The organism is Amycolatopsis sp. NPDC054798 (genome assembly GCF_053611505.1).
Window position 1 is genome coordinate 1 of sequence record NZ_JBSHAM010000122.1, and the last position, 20,032, is coordinate 20,032.

General features: G+C 68.2%; 16 protein-coding genes and 1 riboswitch. Of the genes, 12 read left to right on the plus strand and 4 right to left on the minus strand.

Going from position 1 to position 20,032, the window contains the following annotated elements; all coding sequences use genetic code 11:
* Nucleotides 1–160 precede the first annotated feature (160 nt).
* The 4 genes from ACWGIC_RS40240 (at nt 161) to ACWGIC_RS40255 (ending at nt 5,891) form a co-directional block, all read left to right on the plus strand.
* Complete coding sequence (locus ACWGIC_RS40240) at nt 161–994, plus strand: enoyl-CoA hydratase-related protein (protein WP_452081206.1); 834 nt, start codon at nt 161–163, stop codon at nt 992–994.
* A complete protein-coding gene (locus tag ACWGIC_RS40245) occupies nt 991–1,602 on the plus strand; it encodes an acetoacetate decarboxylase family protein (RefSeq protein ID WP_452081207.1) in 612 nt (203 codons plus the stop codon). Before ACWGIC_RS40240 ends, ACWGIC_RS40245 begins: the two co-directional genes overlap by 4 nt.
* Before the next feature lie 216 nt (nt 1,603–1,818).
* On the plus strand, nt 1,819–4,803 hold the full coding sequence (locus ACWGIC_RS40250; RefSeq protein ID WP_452081208.1) for a ribonucleoside-diphosphate reductase subunit alpha: 2,985 nt from the start codon (nt 1,819–1,821) through the stop codon (nt 4,801–4,803).
* Between the two features lie 14 nt (nt 4,804–4,817).
* Nucleotides 4,818–5,891 (plus strand): ribonucleotide-diphosphate reductase subunit beta, encoded by a 1,074-nt coding sequence (locus ACWGIC_RS40255; protein WP_182896083.1) that lies wholly within the window; start codon nt 4,818–4,820, stop codon nt 5,889–5,891.
* A 101-nt stretch (nt 5,892–5,992) separates the two neighbouring features.
* Here the strand turns inward: ACWGIC_RS40255 and ACWGIC_RS40260 are convergent, their stop codons facing one another.
* Complete coding sequence (locus tag ACWGIC_RS40260) at nt 5,993–7,090, minus strand: hypothetical protein (RefSeq protein WP_452081209.1); 1,098 nt, start codon at nt 7,088–7,090, stop codon at nt 5,993–5,995.
* Between the two features lie 420 nt (nt 7,091–7,510).
* A riboswitch (cobalamin riboswitch) is annotated at nt 7,511–7,731 on the plus strand.
* Between the two features lie 90 nt (nt 7,732–7,821).
* On the opposite strand from ACWGIC_RS40260, the gene metE reads away from it, so the two are divergent.
* The 3 genes from metE (at nt 7,822) to ACWGIC_RS40275 (ending at nt 13,854) form a co-directional block, all read left to right on the plus strand.
* A complete protein-coding gene (gene metE / locus ACWGIC_RS40265) occupies nt 7,822–10,095 on the plus strand; it encodes a 5-methyltetrahydropteroyltriglutamate--homocysteine S-methyltransferase (RefSeq protein ID WP_452081210.1) in 2,274 nt (757 codons plus the stop codon).
* A 255-nt stretch (nt 10,096–10,350) separates the two neighbouring features.
* Nucleotides 10,351–11,754, plus strand: coding sequence for a cytochrome P450 (locus tag ACWGIC_RS40270; protein ID WP_452081220.1), 1,404 nt, complete (start codon nt 10,351–10,353; stop codon nt 11,752–11,754).
* Between the two features lie 264 nt (nt 11,755–12,018).
* A complete protein-coding gene (locus ACWGIC_RS40275) occupies nt 12,019–13,854 on the plus strand; it encodes a diguanylate cyclase domain-containing protein (protein ID WP_452081211.1) in 1,836 nt (611 codons plus the stop codon).
* Nucleotides 13,855–13,857: 3 nt separating this feature from the next.
* Here ACWGIC_RS40275 and ACWGIC_RS40280 read toward each other — a convergent pair whose 3' ends face one another.
* Genes ACWGIC_RS40280 through ACWGIC_RS40290 form a run of 3 tightly spaced genes read right to left on the minus strand, consistent with a single transcriptional unit; the run spans nt 13,858 to nt 16,973 of the window.
* Nucleotides 13,858–14,727 carry an MBL fold metallo-hydrolase gene (locus tag ACWGIC_RS40280; protein WP_452081212.1) on the minus strand — a complete coding sequence of 290 codons (870 nt, stop codon included), beginning with the start codon at nt 14,725–14,727 and terminating at the stop codon, nt 13,858–13,860.
* A gap of 34 nt (nt 14,728–14,761) precedes the next feature.
* Nucleotides 14,762–15,727, minus strand: coding sequence for a D-2-hydroxyacid dehydrogenase family protein (locus ACWGIC_RS40285; RefSeq protein ID WP_452081213.1), 966 nt, complete (start codon nt 15,725–15,727; stop codon nt 14,762–14,764).
* Nucleotides 15,720–16,973, minus strand: a complete 1,254-nt coding sequence (locus tag ACWGIC_RS40290) for an MFS transporter (RefSeq protein ID WP_452081214.1) — start codon at nt 16,971–16,973, stop codon at nt 15,720–15,722. The genes ACWGIC_RS40285 and ACWGIC_RS40290 overlap by 8 nt, the downstream gene beginning before the upstream one ends.
* Before the next feature lie 132 nt (nt 16,974–17,105).
* Here ACWGIC_RS40290 and ACWGIC_RS40295 point away from each other — a divergent pair, with 132 nt between their 5' ends.
* From ACWGIC_RS40295 to ACWGIC_RS40315, 5 genes are all read left to right on the plus strand, one after another.
* Nucleotides 17,106–17,708, plus strand: coding sequence for a TetR/AcrR family transcriptional regulator (locus ACWGIC_RS40295; RefSeq protein WP_452081215.1), 603 nt, complete (start codon nt 17,106–17,108; stop codon nt 17,706–17,708).
* Nucleotides 17,709–17,740: 32 nt separating this feature from the next.
* Nucleotides 17,741–18,199 carry a peroxiredoxin gene (locus tag ACWGIC_RS40300; RefSeq protein ID WP_452081216.1) on the plus strand — a complete coding sequence of 153 codons (459 nt, stop codon included), beginning with the start codon at nt 17,741–17,743 and terminating at the stop codon, nt 18,197–18,199.
* A gap of 113 nt (nt 18,200–18,312) precedes the next feature.
* Entirely contained in the window at nt 18,313–18,561 is a 249-nt protein-coding gene (locus tag ACWGIC_RS40305) for a hypothetical protein (RefSeq protein ID WP_452081217.1), read from the plus strand.
* The gene (locus ACWGIC_RS40310) at nt 18,558–19,178 is read left to right on the plus strand and encodes an RNA polymerase sigma factor (RefSeq protein WP_452081218.1); all 621 of its coding nucleotides are present in this window, start codon (nt 18,558–18,560) and stop codon (nt 19,176–19,178) included. The genes ACWGIC_RS40305 and ACWGIC_RS40310 overlap by 4 nt, the downstream gene beginning before the upstream one ends.
* The gene (locus tag ACWGIC_RS40315; RefSeq protein ID WP_452081219.1) at nt 19,175–19,984 is read left to right on the plus strand and encodes a GTP-binding protein; all 810 of its coding nucleotides are present in this window, start codon (nt 19,175–19,177) and stop codon (nt 19,982–19,984) included. Before ACWGIC_RS40310 ends, ACWGIC_RS40315 begins: the two co-directional genes overlap by 4 nt.
* The last annotated feature ends 48 nt before the right edge of the window (nt 19,985–20,032 follow it).

A 20,032-nucleotide genomic window follows, 5' to 3' on the forward strand; every position in this document is an offset into this window, starting at 1 on the left:
GGCATCTTTCCCGCCTTGACAAGCACCCCCGAACCGTCAGCACACTGGGCTTCGGGGTGCCCCAAGCAGAACCCCGGCAATGTCGCCGCCAGGCGACGAGCCGCCCCAGCACAGCCCCGCTCTATTGACACCATGAAAACAAGCGCCCTACCGTCCTCCCATGGACTCCTACGCGGAGATCACCTACGAGGTCGCCGCCAAGGTCGCGACCGTCCTGCTCGACCGCCCCGAGGCCCGCAACGGCTACACGATCCGGATGGCGGACGAACTCGCCCACGCCCTCGGCCGCGCCGACCGGGACGAGGACGTCCGTGCGGTCGTGCTCGGGACGACCGGCAAGGACTTCTCCGTCGGAGCCGATCTCTCCTCCGGCGGCTTCGACTTCGGCGACCACCCGCCAGACGACTGGCAGGAACCAGCCGGCCGCGTGTCGAAGCGGATCTTCACCATGAACAAACCCGTGCTCGCCGCGTTGCGCGGGGCGTCCGTCGGCGCGGGGATCACCATCACGCTGTCCTGCGACTACCGGTTCGCCTCGGCCGATTCCAAGTTCGGCTTCGTCTTCACCCGCCGCGGGATCTACCCCGAGGGCGCGTCCGCGTGGTTCCTCCCCCGGCTCGTCGGGATGGGCACCGCGGTCGACTGGATGGTCAGCGGACGGCTCTTCGGACCTGACGAAGCGCTCCGCGCCGGGCTCGTCCACCAGATCCACGAGCCCGAAGACGTCCTAGCGCAAGCGAAAACCAAGGCGACAGAGATCGCCGAGACCACCGCACCCGTCGCGGTGGCGGTCACCCGTCAGTTGCTCTACCGGATGGCCTCGGCCCCGTCGCCGTTCGACGTCCACGAGGTGGACTCGAAGCTCATCTCCCAGCTGGGCTCGAACCCCGACGCCGTCGAGGGCATCGCTTCCTTCTTCCAGAAACGCCCGCCGGAGTTCCCCTTGCGCGTCGACCGCGATCTGCCGCCGCACCTGCCCTGGACGAACGAATGACCGAGTACCCGCCCGAGCCGTGGCACCTCGCCGCCGACGCGTGCATCTCGATGTGGCGAGTGCCGGCCAGCGAACTTCCCGAGCTGCCCGCCGGAGCCGAACCGCTGCTCTTCAACCGCCAGGCCGCGGTCTTCACCGCCTGGATCGACTACCTGCCGTCCGGTCAGCTGAGCTACCACGAACTCCTCTCCTGCGTCGCCGTGCGCGGCCGCGGGCTCGCCGCGTCGATCACCGACATCTGGGTCGACAGCGAGGTCTCGCGCGCGGGCGGGCGCGAGCTGTGGGGCATCCCGAAGGATCTCGCGGCGTTCACCTTCACCGGCGGGCGCACCTTCACCGCGGCGACCTCCGACGACTGGATCGCCACCGCCGCCTTCACCCCGCGCCTCGGGCTCCCGGTCGCTCTCCCGGTACGCTTCGAGATCGCCCAGGACCGCGGCGGCCGCCCGCTGCGTAGCCCGGTCGAGTGGCGCGCGAAGCCGCGCGCGGCGGCCGCGGACTGGTCGGTCAACCCCGCCGGGCCGCTGGGCTTCCTGGCCGGGAAACGGCCCTTGGCCAGCATGGCGCTGGGCGCGACGAGGCTCCGTTTCGGATCTTGCCCTCGGTGATCGGGTAACCCGCCTGAGTGAGACCGACACGCCATACCTTGGGGCCCGTGCGAGCCCCCACCCCAACATGTAGTCTCTGGGAACCGGCAGCCCCCAGCGACGGGGAGACCGCTTGAGGAGGGCGGCCGGGCTGTTTCGCCGAAACCGCAGCGCATGGCCTTGACCGGCCGTGTGCCGCTCGAACGCGCCCATTTCGAGGAACTGTTGGAGACACGCATGTCAGTGGAAACCGGTCAGCGGCCGCCGTCGGCGGCGGCGGAGGGGGCCCCGAGCGCGGTCCGCGTCATCCGGCGGGACGGAAGCGTCTCGCCCTTCGACGCGGGCAAGATCTCGGTGGCGCTGACCAAGGCCTTCCTCGCGGTCGAGGGCGGCGACGCCGCCGCGTCCTCCCGCGTGCACCACGTGGTCGCGGAGCTGACCGGGCAGGTCGAGGCGGCTCTGCTGCGCCACACCGGCCCGGAGACCCCGCTGCACATCGAGCAGATCCAGGACCAGGTCGAACTCGCCCTGATGCGCGGAGAGCACCACAAGGTCGCCCGCGCCTATGTCCTCTACCGCGACGAGCGCAAGAAGGCCCGCGAGGCCGCGGCGCCCGCGCACGCCGAGGTCGCGCTGAGCGTCAAGGGCGCCGACGGATCGCTGCGCCCGCTCGACTGGGCGCGCGTCTCGCACGTCGTCGGCGAGGCCGTCGCCGGGCTTGAGGACGTCTCCGCCGAACCGGTGCTGGCCGAGGCCAAGCGCAACCTTTACGACGGCATCACCGCCGACGAACTGGCGCTCGCGCAGATCATGGCCGCGCGCGTGCTCGTCGAGCAGGAGCCGAACTATTCGTTCGTGTCCGCCCGGCTGCTGCTGGACAAGCTGCGCGGCGAAGCGCTGAGCTACCTCGCCGGCACCCCGCGCCAGGCCAGCCAGGACGAGATGGCGAGCGAGTACCCCGCGTACTTCCGCGCCTATTTGCGCCGCGCCGTCGAACTCGAACTGGTCGACGCCGAGCTGACCACGTTCGACCTGGACAAGATCACCGCCGCCATTCACGCCGAGCGCGACCTCGACTTCGGCTTCCTCGGCCTGCAGACGCTGTACGACCGGTACTTCCAGCACCACAACGGCGTGCGGTTCGAGCTGCCGCAGGCGTTCTTCATGCGCGTCGCGATGGGCCTGGCGATCCGCGAGGACAACCGCGAAGCCCGCGCCATCGAGTTCTACGAACTGCTGTCGACGTTCCACTTCATGGCGTCCACCCCGACGCTGTTCAACAGCGGCACCAACCGCGCCCAGCTGTCGTCCTGCTTCCTGACCACGGTGGACGACGACCTGGACTCGATTTTCCAGGCGTACAAGAACAACGCGCTGCTGGCCAAGTACTCCGGCGGCCTCGGCAACGACTGGACCCCGGTCCGCGGCCTCGGCGCGCACATCAAGGGCACCAACGGCCAGTCCCAGGGCGTCGTGCCGTTCCTGAAGATCGCCAACGACACCGCGGTCGCGGTCAACCAGGGCGGCAAGCGCAAGGGCGCGGCCTGCGCGTACCTGGAGACCTGGCACGTCGACATCGAGGAATTCCTCGACCTGCGCAAGAACACCGGCGACGACCGGCGGCGCACGCACGACATGAACACCGCCAACTGGGTCCCGGACGAGTTCCTGCGCCGCGTCGAGGCGAACGCCGAGTGGACGCTGTTCTCGCCGAACGAGACGCCGGACCTGCACGACCTCTACGGCAACGCGTTCGCGCAGCGCTACCGCGAGTACGAGGCCGCCGCCGCGCGCGGCGAGATCAAGGTGTTCCGCAAGGTCCGCGCGGTCGAGCTGTGGCGGCGGATGCTGACCATGCTGTTCGAGACCGGCCACCCGTGGATCACCTTCAAGGACCCGTGCAACCTGCGTTCGCCGCAGCAGCACGTGGGCGTCGTGCACTCCTCCAACCTGTGCACCGAGATCACGCTGAACACGAACACCGAAGAGGTCGCGGTCTGCAACCTCGGCTCGGTGAACCTGCTCAAGCACGTCACGCCTTCCGGGCTGGACACCGAGCGGCTCGAGAAGACCGTGCGCACCGCGGTTCGCATGCTCGACAACGTGATCGACATCAACTTCTACACGATCCCGGAGGCGCGCCGTTCCAACCTGCGCCACCGTCCGGTCGGCCTGGGCATCATGGGCTTCCAGGACGCGCTGTTCGAACTGGGCGTGCCGTTCGCGTCGAAGGAAGCGGTGAAGTTCGCCGACGTCTCGATGGAGCACCTCTCCTACTACGCGATCTCGGCCTCGACCGACCTCGCACAGGAGCGCGGCCAGTACCAGACGTTCGAGGGTTCCTTGTGGAGCAAGGGAATCCTGCCGATCGACTCGATGCAGCTGCTGATCGACGCCCGCCAGGGCGACGGCCTCGACGTGGACACCTCCACGACGCTGGACTGGGCCCCGCTGCGCGAGCGCGTCAAGACCGTCGGCATGCGCAACTCCAACGTGATGGCGATCGCGCCGACCGCGACGATCTCCAACATCTCCGGCGTCGGCCAGTCGATCGAGCCGCTGTTCCAGAACCTGTACGTCAAGTCGAACATGTCCGGCGACTTCACGGTGGTGAACCCGCATCTGGTCAAGAGCCTCAAGGCGCGCGGCCTGTGGGACGAGGTCATGGTCAGCGACCTGAAGTACTTCGACGGCAGCCTCGGCCAGATCGACCGCGTTCCGGACGACCTCAAGGCGCTGTACGCGACCGCCTTCGAGATCGAGTCGAAGTGGATCGTGGACGCCGGTTCGGTGCGGCAGAAGTGGATCGACCAGGCGCAGTCGCTGAACCTGTACATCGCGGCTCCGAGCGGGCGCAAGCTCGACGAGCTGTACCGCTACGCCTGGCACAAGGGCCTCAAGACCACGTACTACCTGCGGGCGCAGTCCGCGACGCACGTGGAGAAGAGCACCCTGCGCGGCACCGACGGCAAGCTGAACGCCGTCTCCGCCACTCCCGCCCCGGCCGCTCCGGCTGCCGCCGCCCCGGCCGCCGCGCCTTCCGCGGCACCGTCGCCTTCGCCGTCCGCGGCGGTTCCGGCCGCCTCCCCCGCGCCGTCGCCGTCGCCCGCCGCGGCCGTCCCGGCGGAGCCGAAGGAGATGCCGAAGACCGACGTCGACTTCGTCGCCACCGAGGGCGCTGCCTGCCGGATCGACGACCCCGACTGCGAAGCCTGCCAGTAAGGAACCCCTGAACCATGACCAACGTGGAAACGACGGACGCGACCGGCCTCGGCGAGATCGAGGTCGGCGCGGCCCGGATCAACGTCGACGACAAGCGCATGATCAACGCGCGCGCCGACGTCAACCAGCTGCTGCCGATGAAGTACCGGTGGGCCTGGGACAAGTACCTCGCGGCGTGCAACAACCACTGGATGCCGACCGAGGTCGCGATGCAGGCCGATATCGCGTTGTGGAAGTCGCCGGACGGCCTCACCGAGGACGAGCGGCAGATGCTCAAGCGCAACCTCGGCTTCTTCGCCACGGCGGAGTCCTTGGTGGCCAACAACATCGTGCTCGCGGTGTACCGGCAGATCACCAACCCGGAGTGCCGCCAGTACCTGCTGCGCCAGGCCTTCGAGGAGGCCGTGCACACGCACACCTTCCAGTACATCTGCGAGAGCCTCGGCCTGGTCGAGGGCGAGCTGTTCAACATGTACCGCGAGGTCCCGTCCATTTCGGACAAGGACGCGTGGGCGCTGAAGTACACACAGAACCTGGAGAACCCGGACTTCGAGACCGGCACGCCGGAAGCCGACCAGGCGTTCCTGCGCGACCTCGTGGCGTTCTACGTGATCTTCGAGGGCATGTGGTTCTACACCGGTTTCGCGCAGATCCTGTCGCTGGGCCGGCGGAACAAGATGGTCGGCATCGCCGAGCAGTACCAGTACATCCTGCGCGACGAGTCGATCCACCTGAACTTCGGCATCGACTGCATCAACCAGATCAAGATCGAGAACCCGCACCTGTGGACCGAGGAATTCCAGGCCGAGGTGCGCGGCATGCTGCAGGAAGCGTGCGAACTGGAAGTGAAGTACGCCCGCGACACCATGCCGCGTGGCATGCTCGGCCTGTCGGCCGACCTGTGCGAGCAGTACATGCACTTCATCACCGACCGGCGCGCCCAGCAGATCGGCCTGTCCCCGATCTACGGCGAGAACGAGAACCCCTTCCCGTGGATGTCGGAAGCGATGGACCTGAAGAAGGAAAAGAACTTCTTCGAAACCCGCGTCATCGAATACCAGTCCGGCGGCGCACTCGACTGGGACTGATCCCACCCAGAGACACCCCCTGAAACTCGGCCACGCCTGCCAAGGCGTGGCCGAGTTCGTTTGCCCGGCAATACCAGACCGGCCGCGGCCAGCCCGCTTCATCACTGCAGTGCCGACACCGTTCCAAACGTCGCAAGGTCGTGCGGCTCCGCCAGGATCGACCAACCCAGCATGTGCCCGGATTTCGCGTCTACAGTGACGGTGAGCACGTTTCCCCTGGGAGCCTTGCTGCCCGGGGGCACCTTGGCGGCGTGCCCGACGAAGTTTCCGGTCATTTGAATCAAGTACACTGGATCGTTGACCTTGGGCTGCGTTCCGTCAATATGCTTGAGCGTATTGCGGTCAGTTCTCACATATCGAATACTGGCCGGGTTGTCCTCGTCATTCGCGGCAGCCAGCCTCTTCGCCGTCCCCAGCAGGTCGGCGGGAGTAGGCGGTGCGGCGTCGCTTTCAGCAGACATCTTCTCCGTCCTGTCGGCACAGGGCTTGCGCGTTGCGCCCGTGATGTTTTGCCCGTTTGTGTACATAAGGAACAGATCGGGTCGTTGATTGACCAGTTCCGCATCAGCGGGATGCCACTTGTTGCCGGTATCTTGGTATTGAAATTTTGCCGAGTTGGCGAAAATCCGGGCGCTGGGAACCGTTACCTCGAGCCCATTATACGCCTGGCCGCCGAATGCCCCATTGCCTTCGGAAATGCCGACAAGATCCCCGTTCTGACGAATCTCCCAGTTGGGACTGCCGGGAACCCAGCTGAAGGTCACGTTCTCGCTGGCGAGCTCGTGCGCGGACTTGATGTAGAACTCCCGGTACGGCACCCCTGGCCGCTGATCGGCCCAGTACCACAGAAATCCTTTCTCGTGCCGCGGGGAACTGTACAGTGTGCCCGCGGTCATTCCCGCTTCAACCCAGGTGTCCAGCTTCGGATTGTTGAGGTTGGTGAGAAGCCACGACTCCCAGTTGGCGAACTCAGCGTCTCGGTTGTCCACGTGAAGACAGCCAACCACCAGATCTGAACCGACTCCGTTCATCCACAACGGCCGCTGCTTGGACCCAATAAAACCCACAGCGTAGCAGTGGTCAGAAATCGTGCAGGCCGGCTGACTGGCCGCGCTTGCCTGACTGGCACCCGCCGCGAATGTCGAAGAAATAAGAACCACAACCGCAGAAAATGATCCGACATGAGAAAGTCTTCGCATCACCCCTCCTTTCACAGTCGTGCACCCGCCAACTTTAACCATGCAAAGAACCCCTGCAACACCCGAATATTAGTTGCCCACCAACAACTCCGCAGTCTCTACCGCCTGCTGCACGCAAGGAACCGCCGACCGGGTGACAATTCAGAAAATCGCTACGCCCTGACGTGCTCAGCCATTCCCCGGAAGAGACTGAAAAATAAGCAGTAAATGCGACTCGGCAGTGAGAAATGATCAGACATTAACGGACAGAGCGCCAAAAACATCAGCTCCGCTCATCTCGCATACTTGCGTCCCGGCAGCTCTCGCGTCGGCGATCGCGCCTGCCAGCTCAGCATGGCCTGCCACCGCGCTCACTGACCGCGACGTCCGCCGCAGGACGACGGACGCCTTCCGACGCTCCCGGCTAGCCCCAGACCCGCTAGACTCGCCCACGCCACTGGTTCGCCAGGACGCACCCGCGTCCCGGCGAGGCAACAGGGAACCCGGTGCGAATCCGGGACTGCCCCGCAGCGGTATGTGGGAACGAAAGCTGTCACCGCGAACGCGGTAAAGCACTGGGCGCCCCGCCCGGGAAGCGACAGCCGGTAGGCACGAGCGATACGCCCACGAGTCCGAATACCTGCCAATGGCACGCACGCCGACGGCGTGCGTGAGTCCGGGCCTCGCGGGACAAGGCACCGACCGAAGCACGGCTTTCCGCGTGCCCGGACTCTTCCGGCGAGCACGTGAGGATGCATGCTGTGAACCCCCTCGGCACCACCGTTCTTGGCTACCCGCGAATCGGCCCATCCCGAGAACTGAAACGAGCACTCGAGTCCTACTGGGCAAACAAGAGCACCGAACAAGCCCTCTTGACCACCGGCCGCCGACTCCGCGAACAGACCTGGACAACCCTGCGCGCCCAAGGCCTCAACTCAATCCCGTCCAGCACCTTCTCGCTCTACGACCACATGCTGGACACCACCGCACTCTTCGGCGCGCTACCGGAACGCTTCACCCGGCTGGGCCTGTCACCCCTGGACACCTACTTCGCCGCCGCACGCGGAGTCCCAGATGCCCCGGCGCTAGAAATGACGAAGTGGTTCGACACCAACTACCACTACCTAGTCCCGGAACTAGCCCCAGACTCCCGATTCGCCCTCACCGGCACCACCCCGATCGACGAGGTCCGCGAAGCCCGCGCACTCGGAATCACCCCACGCCCGGTGCTAGTCGGACCGGTCACCTTCCTCTTGCTGGCCAAGCCGACCGACCCCGGATTCGCCCCACTGGAACTGCTGGACGAACTGCTACCCGCCTACACCGACCTGCTGAGCAAACTGGCCGACGAGGGCGTCGAATGGGTACAACTGGACGAACCAGCCTTCGCAGCGGACCGGACCACCGCTGAACTCAACGCCCTCACCCGCGCATACCACCTGCTGGCCAAAGAAAAGCACCGACCGAAGCTCCTGGCAGCCGGATACTTCGGCGGCCTCGGCCGAGCACTGGGCGTACTGGCCCGCTCCCCCATCGAAGCGCTCGCCGTGGACCTGGTCACCGACGAGTCCTTTGTAGACAAAGTAGCAGCGGAAGGAGCATTGCGAGACAAGGAAGTCCTCGCCGGAGTCGTAGACGGCCGAAACGTCTGGCGCACCGACCCCGGTGTCGCACTCGCCCGCGCAGCGCGCCTGAAAAACACCGCAGCACACGTGAGCGTATCGACGTCGTGCTCACTGCTGCACGTCCCCTACGACGTGGAAGCAGAGACAACCCTCAACCCAAGGCTAAAGACCTGGCTCGCCTTCGCACGCCAAAAGGTAGACGAGGTCGTCCTGCTCGACCGAGCCCTCCGCGGCGAGGACGTGGATCTCGCCCCCGCGCGTGCCGCCATCGCCGACCGGGCCCAGGCCGCGGAGCTACACGACGCCGACGTCCGAGCCCGCATCGCAACACTCCGCCCGCAAGACACCATCCGCCCGCCGTACGAGAAACGCGCTGCGGCACAACAGAAAGCCCTGAACCTGCCCCCACTGCCGACCACCACGATCGGCTCCTTCCCGCAGACCGGCGAAGTACGCCGAGCCCGAGCCGCACACCGTGCGGGCAAGCTCGACGACACCGGCTACCGCACCGCGATGCGCGCCGAGATCGAGCGCGTAATTCGACTCCAGGAAGACCTCGGCCTAGACGTCCTCGTGCACGGCGAGCCCGAACGCAACGACATGGTCCAGTACTTCGCCGAACAGCTGACCGGATTCGCCGCGACCACATCCGGCTGGGTCCAGTCGTACGGATCCCGTTGCGTCCGGCCACCCATCCTGTTCGGCGACGTCTCCCGGCCGAAGCCGATGACCGTCGAATGGGCGAAGTACGCGCAAAGCCGCACCGACCGTCCGGTGAAGGGCATGCTGACCGGCCCGGTCACAATCCTCGCCTGGTCGTTCGTCCGCGACGACCAGCCGCTGGCCGACACGGCGCGCCAGGTCGCGCTGGCCGTCCGGGACGAGGTCGCGGACCTGGAGGCGGCCGGGATCCGCATCGTGCAGGTCGACGAACCCGCGCTGCGCGAACTGCTTCCGCTGCGCGCGGCGGACCGCGAGGCGTACTTCGACTGGGCGGTGCCCGCGTTCCGGCTGGCCACCTCGGGCGTCGCGGAAACCACGCAGATCCACACGCACATGTGCTATTCGGAGTTCGGCGACGTGCTGCCCGCGATCGACGCCCTCGACGCCGACGTCACCAGCATCGAGGCCGCCCGCTCGAAGATGGAGGTGCTCGCCGACCTGAACGAAGCGGGCTTCGGCCGCGGCGTCGGGCCCGGGGTGTACGACATCCACTCGCCGCGCGTGCCGGACCGCGACGAGGTGGCCGGTTTGGTGCGCACGGCGCTCGGCGCGGTTCCGGCGGAGCGGCTGTGGATCAACCCGGACTGCGGCCTCAAGACCCGTGGCTACGCCGAGGTCGAGCCCGCGCTGCGGCATCTCGTCGGCGCGGCCCGGGAACTGCGCGCCGAACCTCGCTGACCCCACCGGTGCCGGGCGGCGCGGCCAGCCGCCCGGCACCGGCCCGAGGATCACCCGAACGGCACGCCCGCAAGTATTGTCACAGCGTCAATAACAGGGGACCGTGGAGGCGGCCGATACCCTGGCCGGGAGGTGGTCGCCATGGCGGACGTGACCGGAAAGACGGGAATCCCCGCGCCGCGCGGCGCGCTCGGGCGGGTCGCGCACGCCGGGAGCGACGGCGTCACCCGGCTCTCGGAGAACCTGCGCGGGCGGATGCCGCCGCTGACCGCGATCCCGTTGCCGCGCAAGGTGGACGAACGCTGGCTCGGCGCGCGCTGGCCGGTCCGCGAACTCGCCGCGCCGCCGGCGGGCAGCGGGCTGAAACCCGTGCTCGGCGACGACGGGCCGCCGCTGATCGGCCACACGCTCGACGGGATGCGGTTCGGCCTCGACTTCAGCCTGCGCCGCTTCGAGCAGTACGGCCCGGTGTCGTGGATGGGCGTGTTCGGCCAGCGGATCGTGTCGCTGTCCGGGCCGGAGGCGACCCAGGCCGCGCTCGTGAACAAGGACAAGGCGTTTTCCCAGGAGGGCTGGAAGTTCTTCATCGAGCGGTTCTTCGAGCGCGGGCTCATGCTGCTCGATTTCGGCGAGCACCACCTGCACCGGCGGATCATGCAGGAAGCGTTCACCCGCGACCGGCTCCGCGGTTACGTCGCGCAGATGGGCCCGGCGCTTCGCGAAGGCGTCGCCGCGCTGCCGTCCGGCCGGCCCCAGCTGTACTGGGCGTTCAAACAGCTGACGCTGGACGTCGCGACCCAGGTTTTCATGGGCATGCGCTCCGCCGCTGACGCCGCTCGCATCAACCGTGCGTTCGTGGCCGCTGTGCGCGCCGGTACCGCCGTCGTGCGGTATCCGGTGCCTGGCGGCCGCTGGGCCGCGGGTTTGCGCGGCAGGAGGACGCTGGAGCGCTATTTCTGCGAGAACCTGGCGGCGAAGCGCGACGCGGACGGCGACGATCTGTTCTCCGCGCTTTGCCACGCGGTCTCCGAGGACGGCGACCGGTTCAGCGACGCCGACATCGTCAACCACATGATCTTCCTGATGATGGCCGCGCACGACACGACCACGATCACCGCCAGCGCGATGGCCTACTACCTGGCGAAGCACCCGGAATGGCAGGACCGCGCCCGCGAGGAGTCGCTGCGCCTCGGCGACGAGCTGCCGGACCTCGAAGCGCTGGAGAGCCTGGAAACGCTGGACCTGGTGATGAAGGAGGCGCTGCGGCTGCGCGCGCCGGTGCCGTCGCTGGCGCGAAAGACCACAAAGGACACTGCGGTCCTCGGCCATTACCTGCCGGAAGGCACGTTGGTCGGGGTTTCGCCGACGCTGAACCACTACTCCCCCGAGCACTGGACCGATCCGCTGCGGTTCGACCCGGAGCGGTTCGGTCCGGGCCGCCGCGAGGACAAATCGCACCGGTTCGCCTGGATGCCGTTCGGCGGCGGCGCGCACAAGTGCATCGGGCTGCAGTTCGGCGGCCTGGAGGTGAAAGCGCTCATGCACGAGCTGCTGCGGGCGCACCGCTGGTCGGTGCCCGAGGACTACGTGGCCAAGTGGGATTACGTCTCGCTTCCGGTGCCCGCCGACGGACTGCCTGCCCGGTTGGCCTATCGTTGACGGCCGCCGAGCGGGACGGAAAGGTCGACAGCTGGAGACAAAACTGCAGTACAGGCCACCTTCGTGTACTCAAGGTGACTTGATGTCACCAGTTGTGTAGTGCCCATCACTCGTTCAGCCGGTAGACACCCTGTTTGGTCCGTGATGCCGTGGCATCACTCGCGGCCAACTCGTACCCAGTGTGGGTCCTCGGATCCTCCGCACCGGGTCTGAGCTGGTCTTTGTCCGCGTATGAAGAGGTGGAGTGTGCCGGAGCCTGGTGCCATGCCAGGGTTGGTCGACGTCGCGCGCAAGTACGCGGCGACGCTGACTGACACCAACGGAGTAACGCTCCCTCCCGCCGAGGTGGAGCGGATGCTGCTCGCCTTCGCCGGCGAGGTCGCCGCGCGTGCCGAAGACACGGGCGCCACGCGGCGGTTCACCGCGCTGTTCTCCGCCGCGCCGATCGGCATCGCGCTCACCGGCCCGGACGGGACCGTCGTCGAGGCGAACGCCGCGCTGGCCCGGCTGCTCGGCACGGACACGAACGAGTTGCGGGACAAGCACATCGCCGAACTGGCCGCCGGTCCGCAGGACGCCGAGCGGCTGCGCAACGCGCTCGACGGGCTGCCGCTCGCCGCCGACACCCGCCGGACCGTCCGCGCCGTGCACCTCGACCACAGCCGCGACGGCGGGCTCACCACGAACGTCACGATCACCTGCCTTCCCGGCGACCGGCCCGGGACGTACTTCCCGGTGGTCATGGCGTCCGACGCGGACGACCTGCACCTGCTCGGCGAACGGCTGCGCCACCAGAACCTGCACGATCCGCTCACCGGACTGCCCAACAGCGCCGCGTTCACCGCCCAGCTGGAAACCGTGCTCGGCTCGAGCGGCTCCGCCGAGATCGCCTTGCTGTACCTGGACATCGACGGGTTCAAGGTGATCAACGACGGCCTGGGCACCGGCCTGGGAGATCTGGTGCTCAAGGCGGTCTCGCGGAAGCTGGAGGCGGTGTTCGCCGGCCAGTACGACGGGTATGTCGCCCGGCTGTCCGGCGACGGATTCGCCGTGATCCTGCGCGGGCCGGGGCTGAACTCTCAGAAGACGGTCGTGCTGGCCGACCAGGTGCTGGAGGAACTCAGCGAGCCGGTGTACGTCGAAGGACACGGCATCGGCGTCAGCGCGAGCATCGGGATCGTCGTGCGCCCGGCGAACGAAAGCAGCCACAGCGAACTGCTGCGCGCGGCCGAACTGGCACTGCACCGGGCCAAAGAAGAGGGCAAGGCGCAGTGGATGGAGTACGACCCGCAGCGCGACGACGAGAACCGCGGCCGCTACCAGCTCGGCGCGGTGATCGCCGGTGCGCTGGAGAACGGCGAGTTCTCGCTGATCTACCAGCCGACGGTCAAACTTGCGAAGCCGGACGAGATCGCCGCGGTCAACGCCGGGCTGCTCTGGAGCCACCCCGAACGCGGCGAACTCGGCCCCGAGGAGTTCTACCCGCTCGCGCAGACCACCGGGATGACCGTGCCGCTCGGCAAATGGCTGCTGCAGGAATCGCTCGGCGCCACCGCGCGCTGGCGCGAGCAGTACGGCCCCGCCGCGCCCGACGTGTGCATCCGGCTGCCGAAGCGGCTGGCCATCGACCAGGACCTGGTGATGCTGGTGAAGAACCAGCTCGACCGGCACCGCCTGCCCGCACGGGCGCTGCGGCTGTGCACCGACCGCTCGTCGATGTTCGACGAGAAGGGCGACGTGCTGGATTCGTTCACCGTGCTCGCCGACCTCGGGGCGCAGCTCGTGCTCACCATCTCCGGCTCGTCCGACCTGGAACTCATCCCGCGCTACCAGCTCCCGGTCAAGCACGTGATCCTCAGCGGCCCGGTCGTCGACGCGCTGGCCGGGGACGACCCGGCCGACACCGACGTGCGGCATCTGTCGCAGCTCGTCACCCGGGCGAAGGAGCTGGGCCTGCGCATCGGCGCGGAGGGCGTGCGCGACGACCGGCACGCCGAACGCCTGCGGGAGCAAGGCGTGCTGGCGGCGCGGGGTTCGTTCGTGGCGGAGTCCGCGACCGGCGACGAGGTCGACGAAATGATCGCCCGGCACGCCGGCTGACGCTCACTCCTTCCAGGGACGCCACCGGCCAGAGTGGTCGACAGTGCCCAGTTGCTGATCGGCGAAATGCACCCCGAAGCCGAAGACGCCGTCCTCGGCCAGGTACTCGACGAGCCGGCGGCGCGAGCGTTCGGCGGCCGCCCGGTCGGCGTCGAGGACGACCTCCCAGTCCGGATGCTCGACCTGGACCGGCGAATGCATCGCGTCGCCGAAGGCCACGATCTCCCTGCCGTCGCCGGTGTCGAGGATCCAGGCCGTGTGCCCGGCGGTGTGTCCCGGAAGGGACCAAGCCCGTACGCCGTCGGCGATCTCCTCCCAGTCCGGCACGCTGACGGCGCGTTCGTCCTGGCCGGCGAGCACCGGGCCGGTCCCGGCGGCGATACCCGCCAGTTCGCCTTCGCCCAGCACCCATCGAGCCCGCGGGAACAGGCTTCGCTCGCCCTCGACCGCGTCGGGCCGGGCCCATCCGCTGTGGTCGTCGTGGAGGTGGGTGAAGGCGACCGTTTCGAGCCCGGCCGGGTCGACGCCGAGTTCGGCCAGCGCCTCGGGCAGGCTCCGCACGTGGTGGAACGAGTCCTGGAAGTGCTCGGTTTCCTCACCGGAAATGCGTCCGTGGCCCGCGTCGACGAGCAGGCGGGTCCGGCCTCGCTCCACGAGCAGTGCGCCGCAGCCCATGGCCAGGTGGCCTCCCGGCGTCGTGTGCGTGCGGCGCCGCTGCCAATCGTCTTCGGTGGAAAGCGGGTAGACGCGGGTCGGGATCATGGCCACGGCGGCGTCGGGGACGTAGCTCAGGGTGAGTTCGCCGATGGTGCGGGTCCAGAGTCCGGGCATCCGGGCCGCTGGATGGCCGGGGTTGTGCTGCGCGCTGGTCACGACGGGGTCATGCCTTTCTTGGTGTGACAGGTTTTCACGGTTCGAGTTGACGGATCGGGGCACCGGCGGCGAAAGCGAGGACGGCTTCCAGCGCATCGCGGTAGAAGACGTCGTAGGTGCCCGCCGTGACGTAGCCCAGATGCGGCGTGAGCACGGTGCGCGGGACGTCGCGCCAGGCCGAATTGGCCGGAATCGGCTCGGTGGAGAACACGTCCACGCCGGCACCGCCGATCGTTCCGGCGCGCAGTGCGTCAAGCAGGGCGTCCTCGTCGGCTATCGGCCCGCGAGAAGTGTTGATCAGCAGCGCGTCCGGACGAAGGAGCGCCAGCTCCTCGCGGCCGACGAGGCCGGTAGTGCTCGGCGAGAGCTTGAGATGGATCGTCACGATGTCGGACGTGGCCAGCAGTTCTTCCTTGCTGACCGACGTGACTCCGAGCGAGGAAGCGTGTTCGGGATCGAGGTGCGGGCTCCAGCCCACGACGTCCATGCCGAAGGCGAGCCCGACCCTGGCCACGGGCGCGCCGACTCCGCCGAGCCCGATGACGCCGAGGCGGGCGCCGTGCAGGTCTCGTCCGACGGTTCGTTGCCACGCACCGTCGCGCACGCCTCGATCCTCAGCGGGAATGCGCCGGGCGAGGGCGTGGATCAAGCCCCAGGTGAGTTCGACTGTCGAAGTCAGACCGCCGCCGCGAGTGCCCGAGACGACGATTTTCCGTTGCCGGGCCGCGGCGACGTCGATAGCCGCGTTGGCGGGACCGGTGGTCACCAGCAGGCGCAAGTTCGGCAGCCCGGCCAGAACCGGAGCTGGGAACGCCGTGCGTTCGCGCATGGCCACGACGACATCGAACGGTTCCAGCGCGGCCATCACGTCAGCCGGGCCGCCAAGGTGCTCGGTGAACACGGTCAGTTCGGCACCGTCGGGCAACGCACTCCAGTCGGCGTGCCGGTGCGCTGCTCGCTGATAGTCGTCGAGGACAGCGATTCTGCGTAGGTCAGGCATGGTTGTGCTCCTTCACCTGGTTCGCGGCCGGCAACGGATCGGAAGGGCTCGGGCGGCGAAGTTCACGGATCCAGATCCCGATGCCGGCCAGGGTGACAACGGCGCCGAGGCCGCATATGCCAAGCCATCCGACGAGCGGGTAGAGCGCTGCGGTGAGTGCCGAAGCGGCGGCGCTGCCGAGGAACGAAGCGACCATCAGCGCCGTGGTGACCCGGCTCCGAGCGTGCGGAGCCCGCTGGTAGATCGCGCTTTGGTGGCTGATCAGCAGCGACTGCTGGGCGAGGTTGACCGCCATGATCCCGACAATCAGCGCGGTCACGCCGACGGCTCCGCCCGCCCCGGCGACCGCGAGAACTCCCCAGCTGAGCAAGAGCAGGATCACTCCGGCAGTGCCGACCTGCCGCCCTCGGCCCTGGTCCGCCAGCCGTCCCGCCACGACCGCGGCACCGGCCCCGGCGACCCCGGCGAGGCCGAACAGGCCGATGGCGGCCGGACGGTAGTCGTACGGCGGATTGGCCAGCAGGAAGGAGGACGCGGTCCAGAGAATGGTGAACGCGGCCATGCCCGCGGCGGCGAGTCCCATCCGCCGGCGCAGCAGCGATTCGGTGCGCACCAGGTGCAGAACCGACCGCAGCAGCCGCGGATACGGCGTCCGCTCCGGCGCCGGAACCCGGCCCAGCACCAGCCGCAGGACGACGGCGAGCACCGCCATCAGCACGGCGGCGACTACGAACACCAGCTGCCAGCCGCCGACCTGAGCGAGCAACCCGGCGACGACGCGCGCGATCATGATGCCGATGAGCAGTCCGCTCATGACCGTGCCCACCACGGAACCGCGCTCGTGATCCGCGGCCAGCGACGCCGCCAGCGGCACCACGATCTGGGCGACCGCGGAGGTCACGCCGACGACGGCGATCGCGGCCAGCAACGGCCCGAGCGACGGGGACGCGGCCGCGCCGAGCAAGGCGACAGCGGTCAGTCCGAGCAACAAGCTGACCAGACCACGCCGCTCCAGCACGTCCCCGAGCGGCACCAGGAATGCCAGCGAGAGCGCGTAACCGATCTGCGAAGCGGTGACCACCAGCCCGCCCGCCGCTTCGGAAACGCCCAAGGCCCGGGAAAGCACCGGCAGCAGCGGCTGCGCGTAGTAGATGTTCGCCACCGCCGAGCCGCACACCACCGCCAGCAGCCACACCGTCGGCCTGCTGAGCCTCGCCCGGCTCGCCGCTACTTCTGGATCAACCATGCCAGAAATGCTACCCCCGGACGGCCGGATATATGGACTGATCGATCCGAAAGTGTCCGAGGGCACGTCCGGCCCGACATCCGGACCGGACGACTTACCATGGGGCGACCAGCCGACGAGGGGAGGGATTCGATGGCGCGCACCGGACGGCCGCGCGCGTTCGACCTCGACCAGGCGCTGGAATCCGCCTTGCTGGTCTTCTGGGAGCACGGGTACGAGGCGACCTCGCTGGCGCAGCTGCGCGAGGCGCTCGGCGTGTCGTCCGCGAGCTTCTACGCGGCTTTTTCGTCCAAAGAGGACCTGTTCGCGCGAGTCGTCGAGCGCTACATGTCCGGCTACGGAACGGTGGCCGACCATCTCGCCGACGAAGACCTCGCGCCCCGGGAGGCGATCGAACGCTTCCTGCGCGCCTCTGTGGCCATGCAGACCGATTCCGCGCACCCGCTCGGCTGCCTCCTGATCATGACCGGCACCCTCACCGGCCAGGCCAACGCCCGCGTCCGCGCGCTACTCGCCGGATACCGGGACATCCAGCGCCGGAACCTCCTGGCCCGTATCGAACGCGCCGTCGCCGACGGCGAACTTCCGCCGGATACCGATGCGGCGGCACTGGAAACGCTGTTCCACATGTTCGTCGCGGGCATCTCCACCGAGGCCCGCGACGGTGTGCCCGCGAAGACGATCGACGGCGCACTGGACCACCTGATGCACCTGTGGGATTCCCTCGCCCGCTGACCTCGACCCCCCGTTGGAAGGACCCCTCCGCGATGCAGCCTGGCGACCTCGCCCCCGATTTCACCCTCCCCGACGACCAGGGCGCGGAGCGCACCCTGTCGGACTTCCTCGCCGACGGCCCGGTCGTGCTGTTCTTCTACCCGGCCGCGATGACGAGCGGCTGCACCGCGGAAAGCTGCCACTTCCGCGACCTGGCCGCGGAATTCGCCGAAGCGGGCGCGCAGCGCGTCGGCATCAGCCCGGACGCGGTCGGCAAACAGCGCGAGTTCTCCGCCAAGCACGGCTTCGACTATCCGCTGCTGTCCGATGTGGACGGCGCGGTGGCGAAGCAGTTCGGCGTATGGCGCAAAATCCTGCCGCTGCACACGAAACGGCAGACGTTCGTGATCGGGACGGACCGGCGGGTGCTGGACGTGATCAAGAGCGAGCTGAACTTCACGGCGCATGCCGATCGGGCGTTGAAGGTGCTGCGGGAGCGCGCGGACGCCTGACCGGTGCTCCTTCTCGCGAAAATCGGTCTCGAAAAATCCCGCGGACGGCGACCCGGCAACGCCGGTGCGAGCGATGTAGAGGTCGTGAGGTTCGAGCGCGAAGGAGACCGGAGATGACCAAGCAGGGGGAGCAAGGATCCAGCGAGGAATGGGTGGTGGTCCGCCGTCCCGGGCTCATCCGGCTCGCTGACTCCGCGTTGCGGGCCAGAATCGCCTCGGCCCGCGCCCGCCGCCGCGGCGATACCATGATCGGCCTGGTGGCGACAGCGGCGAGGGCGGGCGCGAACGCCAAAGTCCAGTCACACGAGCCGGACGGGGCCAGGTGGTCGATGACGGTCATCGCGAAAGACACTGGCCGGTGACCGGCCCGGCCAACGCGACCGAGAGCGAATCGCCGCCCGGGCACGGCGGCCGGGACCCGCTGGCCATGGTCCTCGCGCTCGACGAGGTGCAGGACAGACTGCACAGCTTCGTCCGGCGGCGCATACCCGACGTGCACGACGCCGAAGCGGTGTACTGGGAGACTTTCGAAGCGTTCGGCGCGTACGTCGACGACAAGGAATGCCCGCCGTCCGATTTCCGCCGCCTGCTTTTCGGCATCGCGGGCAAGAAAGTGGCCGACTACTGGCGTGCGGAACGGCGAAGGCAGCACTGCGTTCTCGTCGAGCCGTCGGACGCCCACCTGCTTCTTCAACGGTGGTCCAGCCCGTACGAGTCGGTGGAGCAACGGGTCGACTTGGCGCGCGCGGCAGCGGAGGCCCCGCTGGACGAAAACATGCGGCGAGCGCTCGTTCTCGTCGTCGTCGACCAGCTTTCCCAGGACGAAGCCGCCGCGGTCATGGGTGTCCACCGGAGTCAGGTCCGGCGGCTCCTGGCCAAGGCGGGCAAGTTGATCCGCGCGAACGGGCGGCTCGACGAATACGCCGGAACAGCCCGGCCGGAACGCGCGAAGCACCAGGGCTCGGGGGGACAGCCATGAACGACGACATCATCGAGCAGTTGATCCGCGCCGGGGGACGCCCGGCACCGCGACGGCCAGCGCACTTGCGGGTCGACGCGGCACAACTCCGTGCGCGGCTGGCTTCGAAGCCGCCTGAACAGCTCGCGCGGCTCGTCGAATACACCCGGAAAGTGCATGCCGATCTCGTCACCGCTTCCAGCCACGACGGACCGGAGCAGCACCCTGCTCCGCCCTCGCCGGACCGCGGCACGCGGAGCAGGCAATTGCCGCATCCGGCGGTGAAGCCTTTCCGCGACAAGATTGTCGTGGCGGGAGGAAGCGGGGCGGGAAAGTCCGCCTTCGTGGCCGCCATTTCCACGGAAATGCTGAGCACCGGCGAGAATCCGGAGCGGAGTCAGGCCGATCTGGGAAAACTCGTCCTGTCCGCCGAGGTATCCCTCCGCTTGTTCGGGATGCCGGATCCGTTCCGGGCCACCGCCGAATACGAAGCCATCGCCGAGAACGCGCTGGGCGGAATCGTGCTGGTCGACTCCGGCCGGTTGGCTGACGCCTTCCCGCACATCGACTATCTGGAAAGCCACGGCATCCCCTACGTCGTGGCCGTCACGATGATCGGCGGCCCCGTCCGCCGCACCATCGAGGAAGTCCGCCAACTGTTGGTGCTCAAGCAGACCGTGCCGATCGAGCAGTGCGACGCGCGCGTCCCCCAGTCAGCGAGGCGAGTGCTGGCTGCTCTGATCGACGAGGCCACGCGGACGCACTGTTCGCCGGGGCAGAGCGTGCCGGAAGAACTGCGGCTGGCTGCCGATCGGATCCTGGCCTGACTGGGGGGGGCACCGGTTCGGCCAGCCGAACCGGGGCCCCCGGCCCGG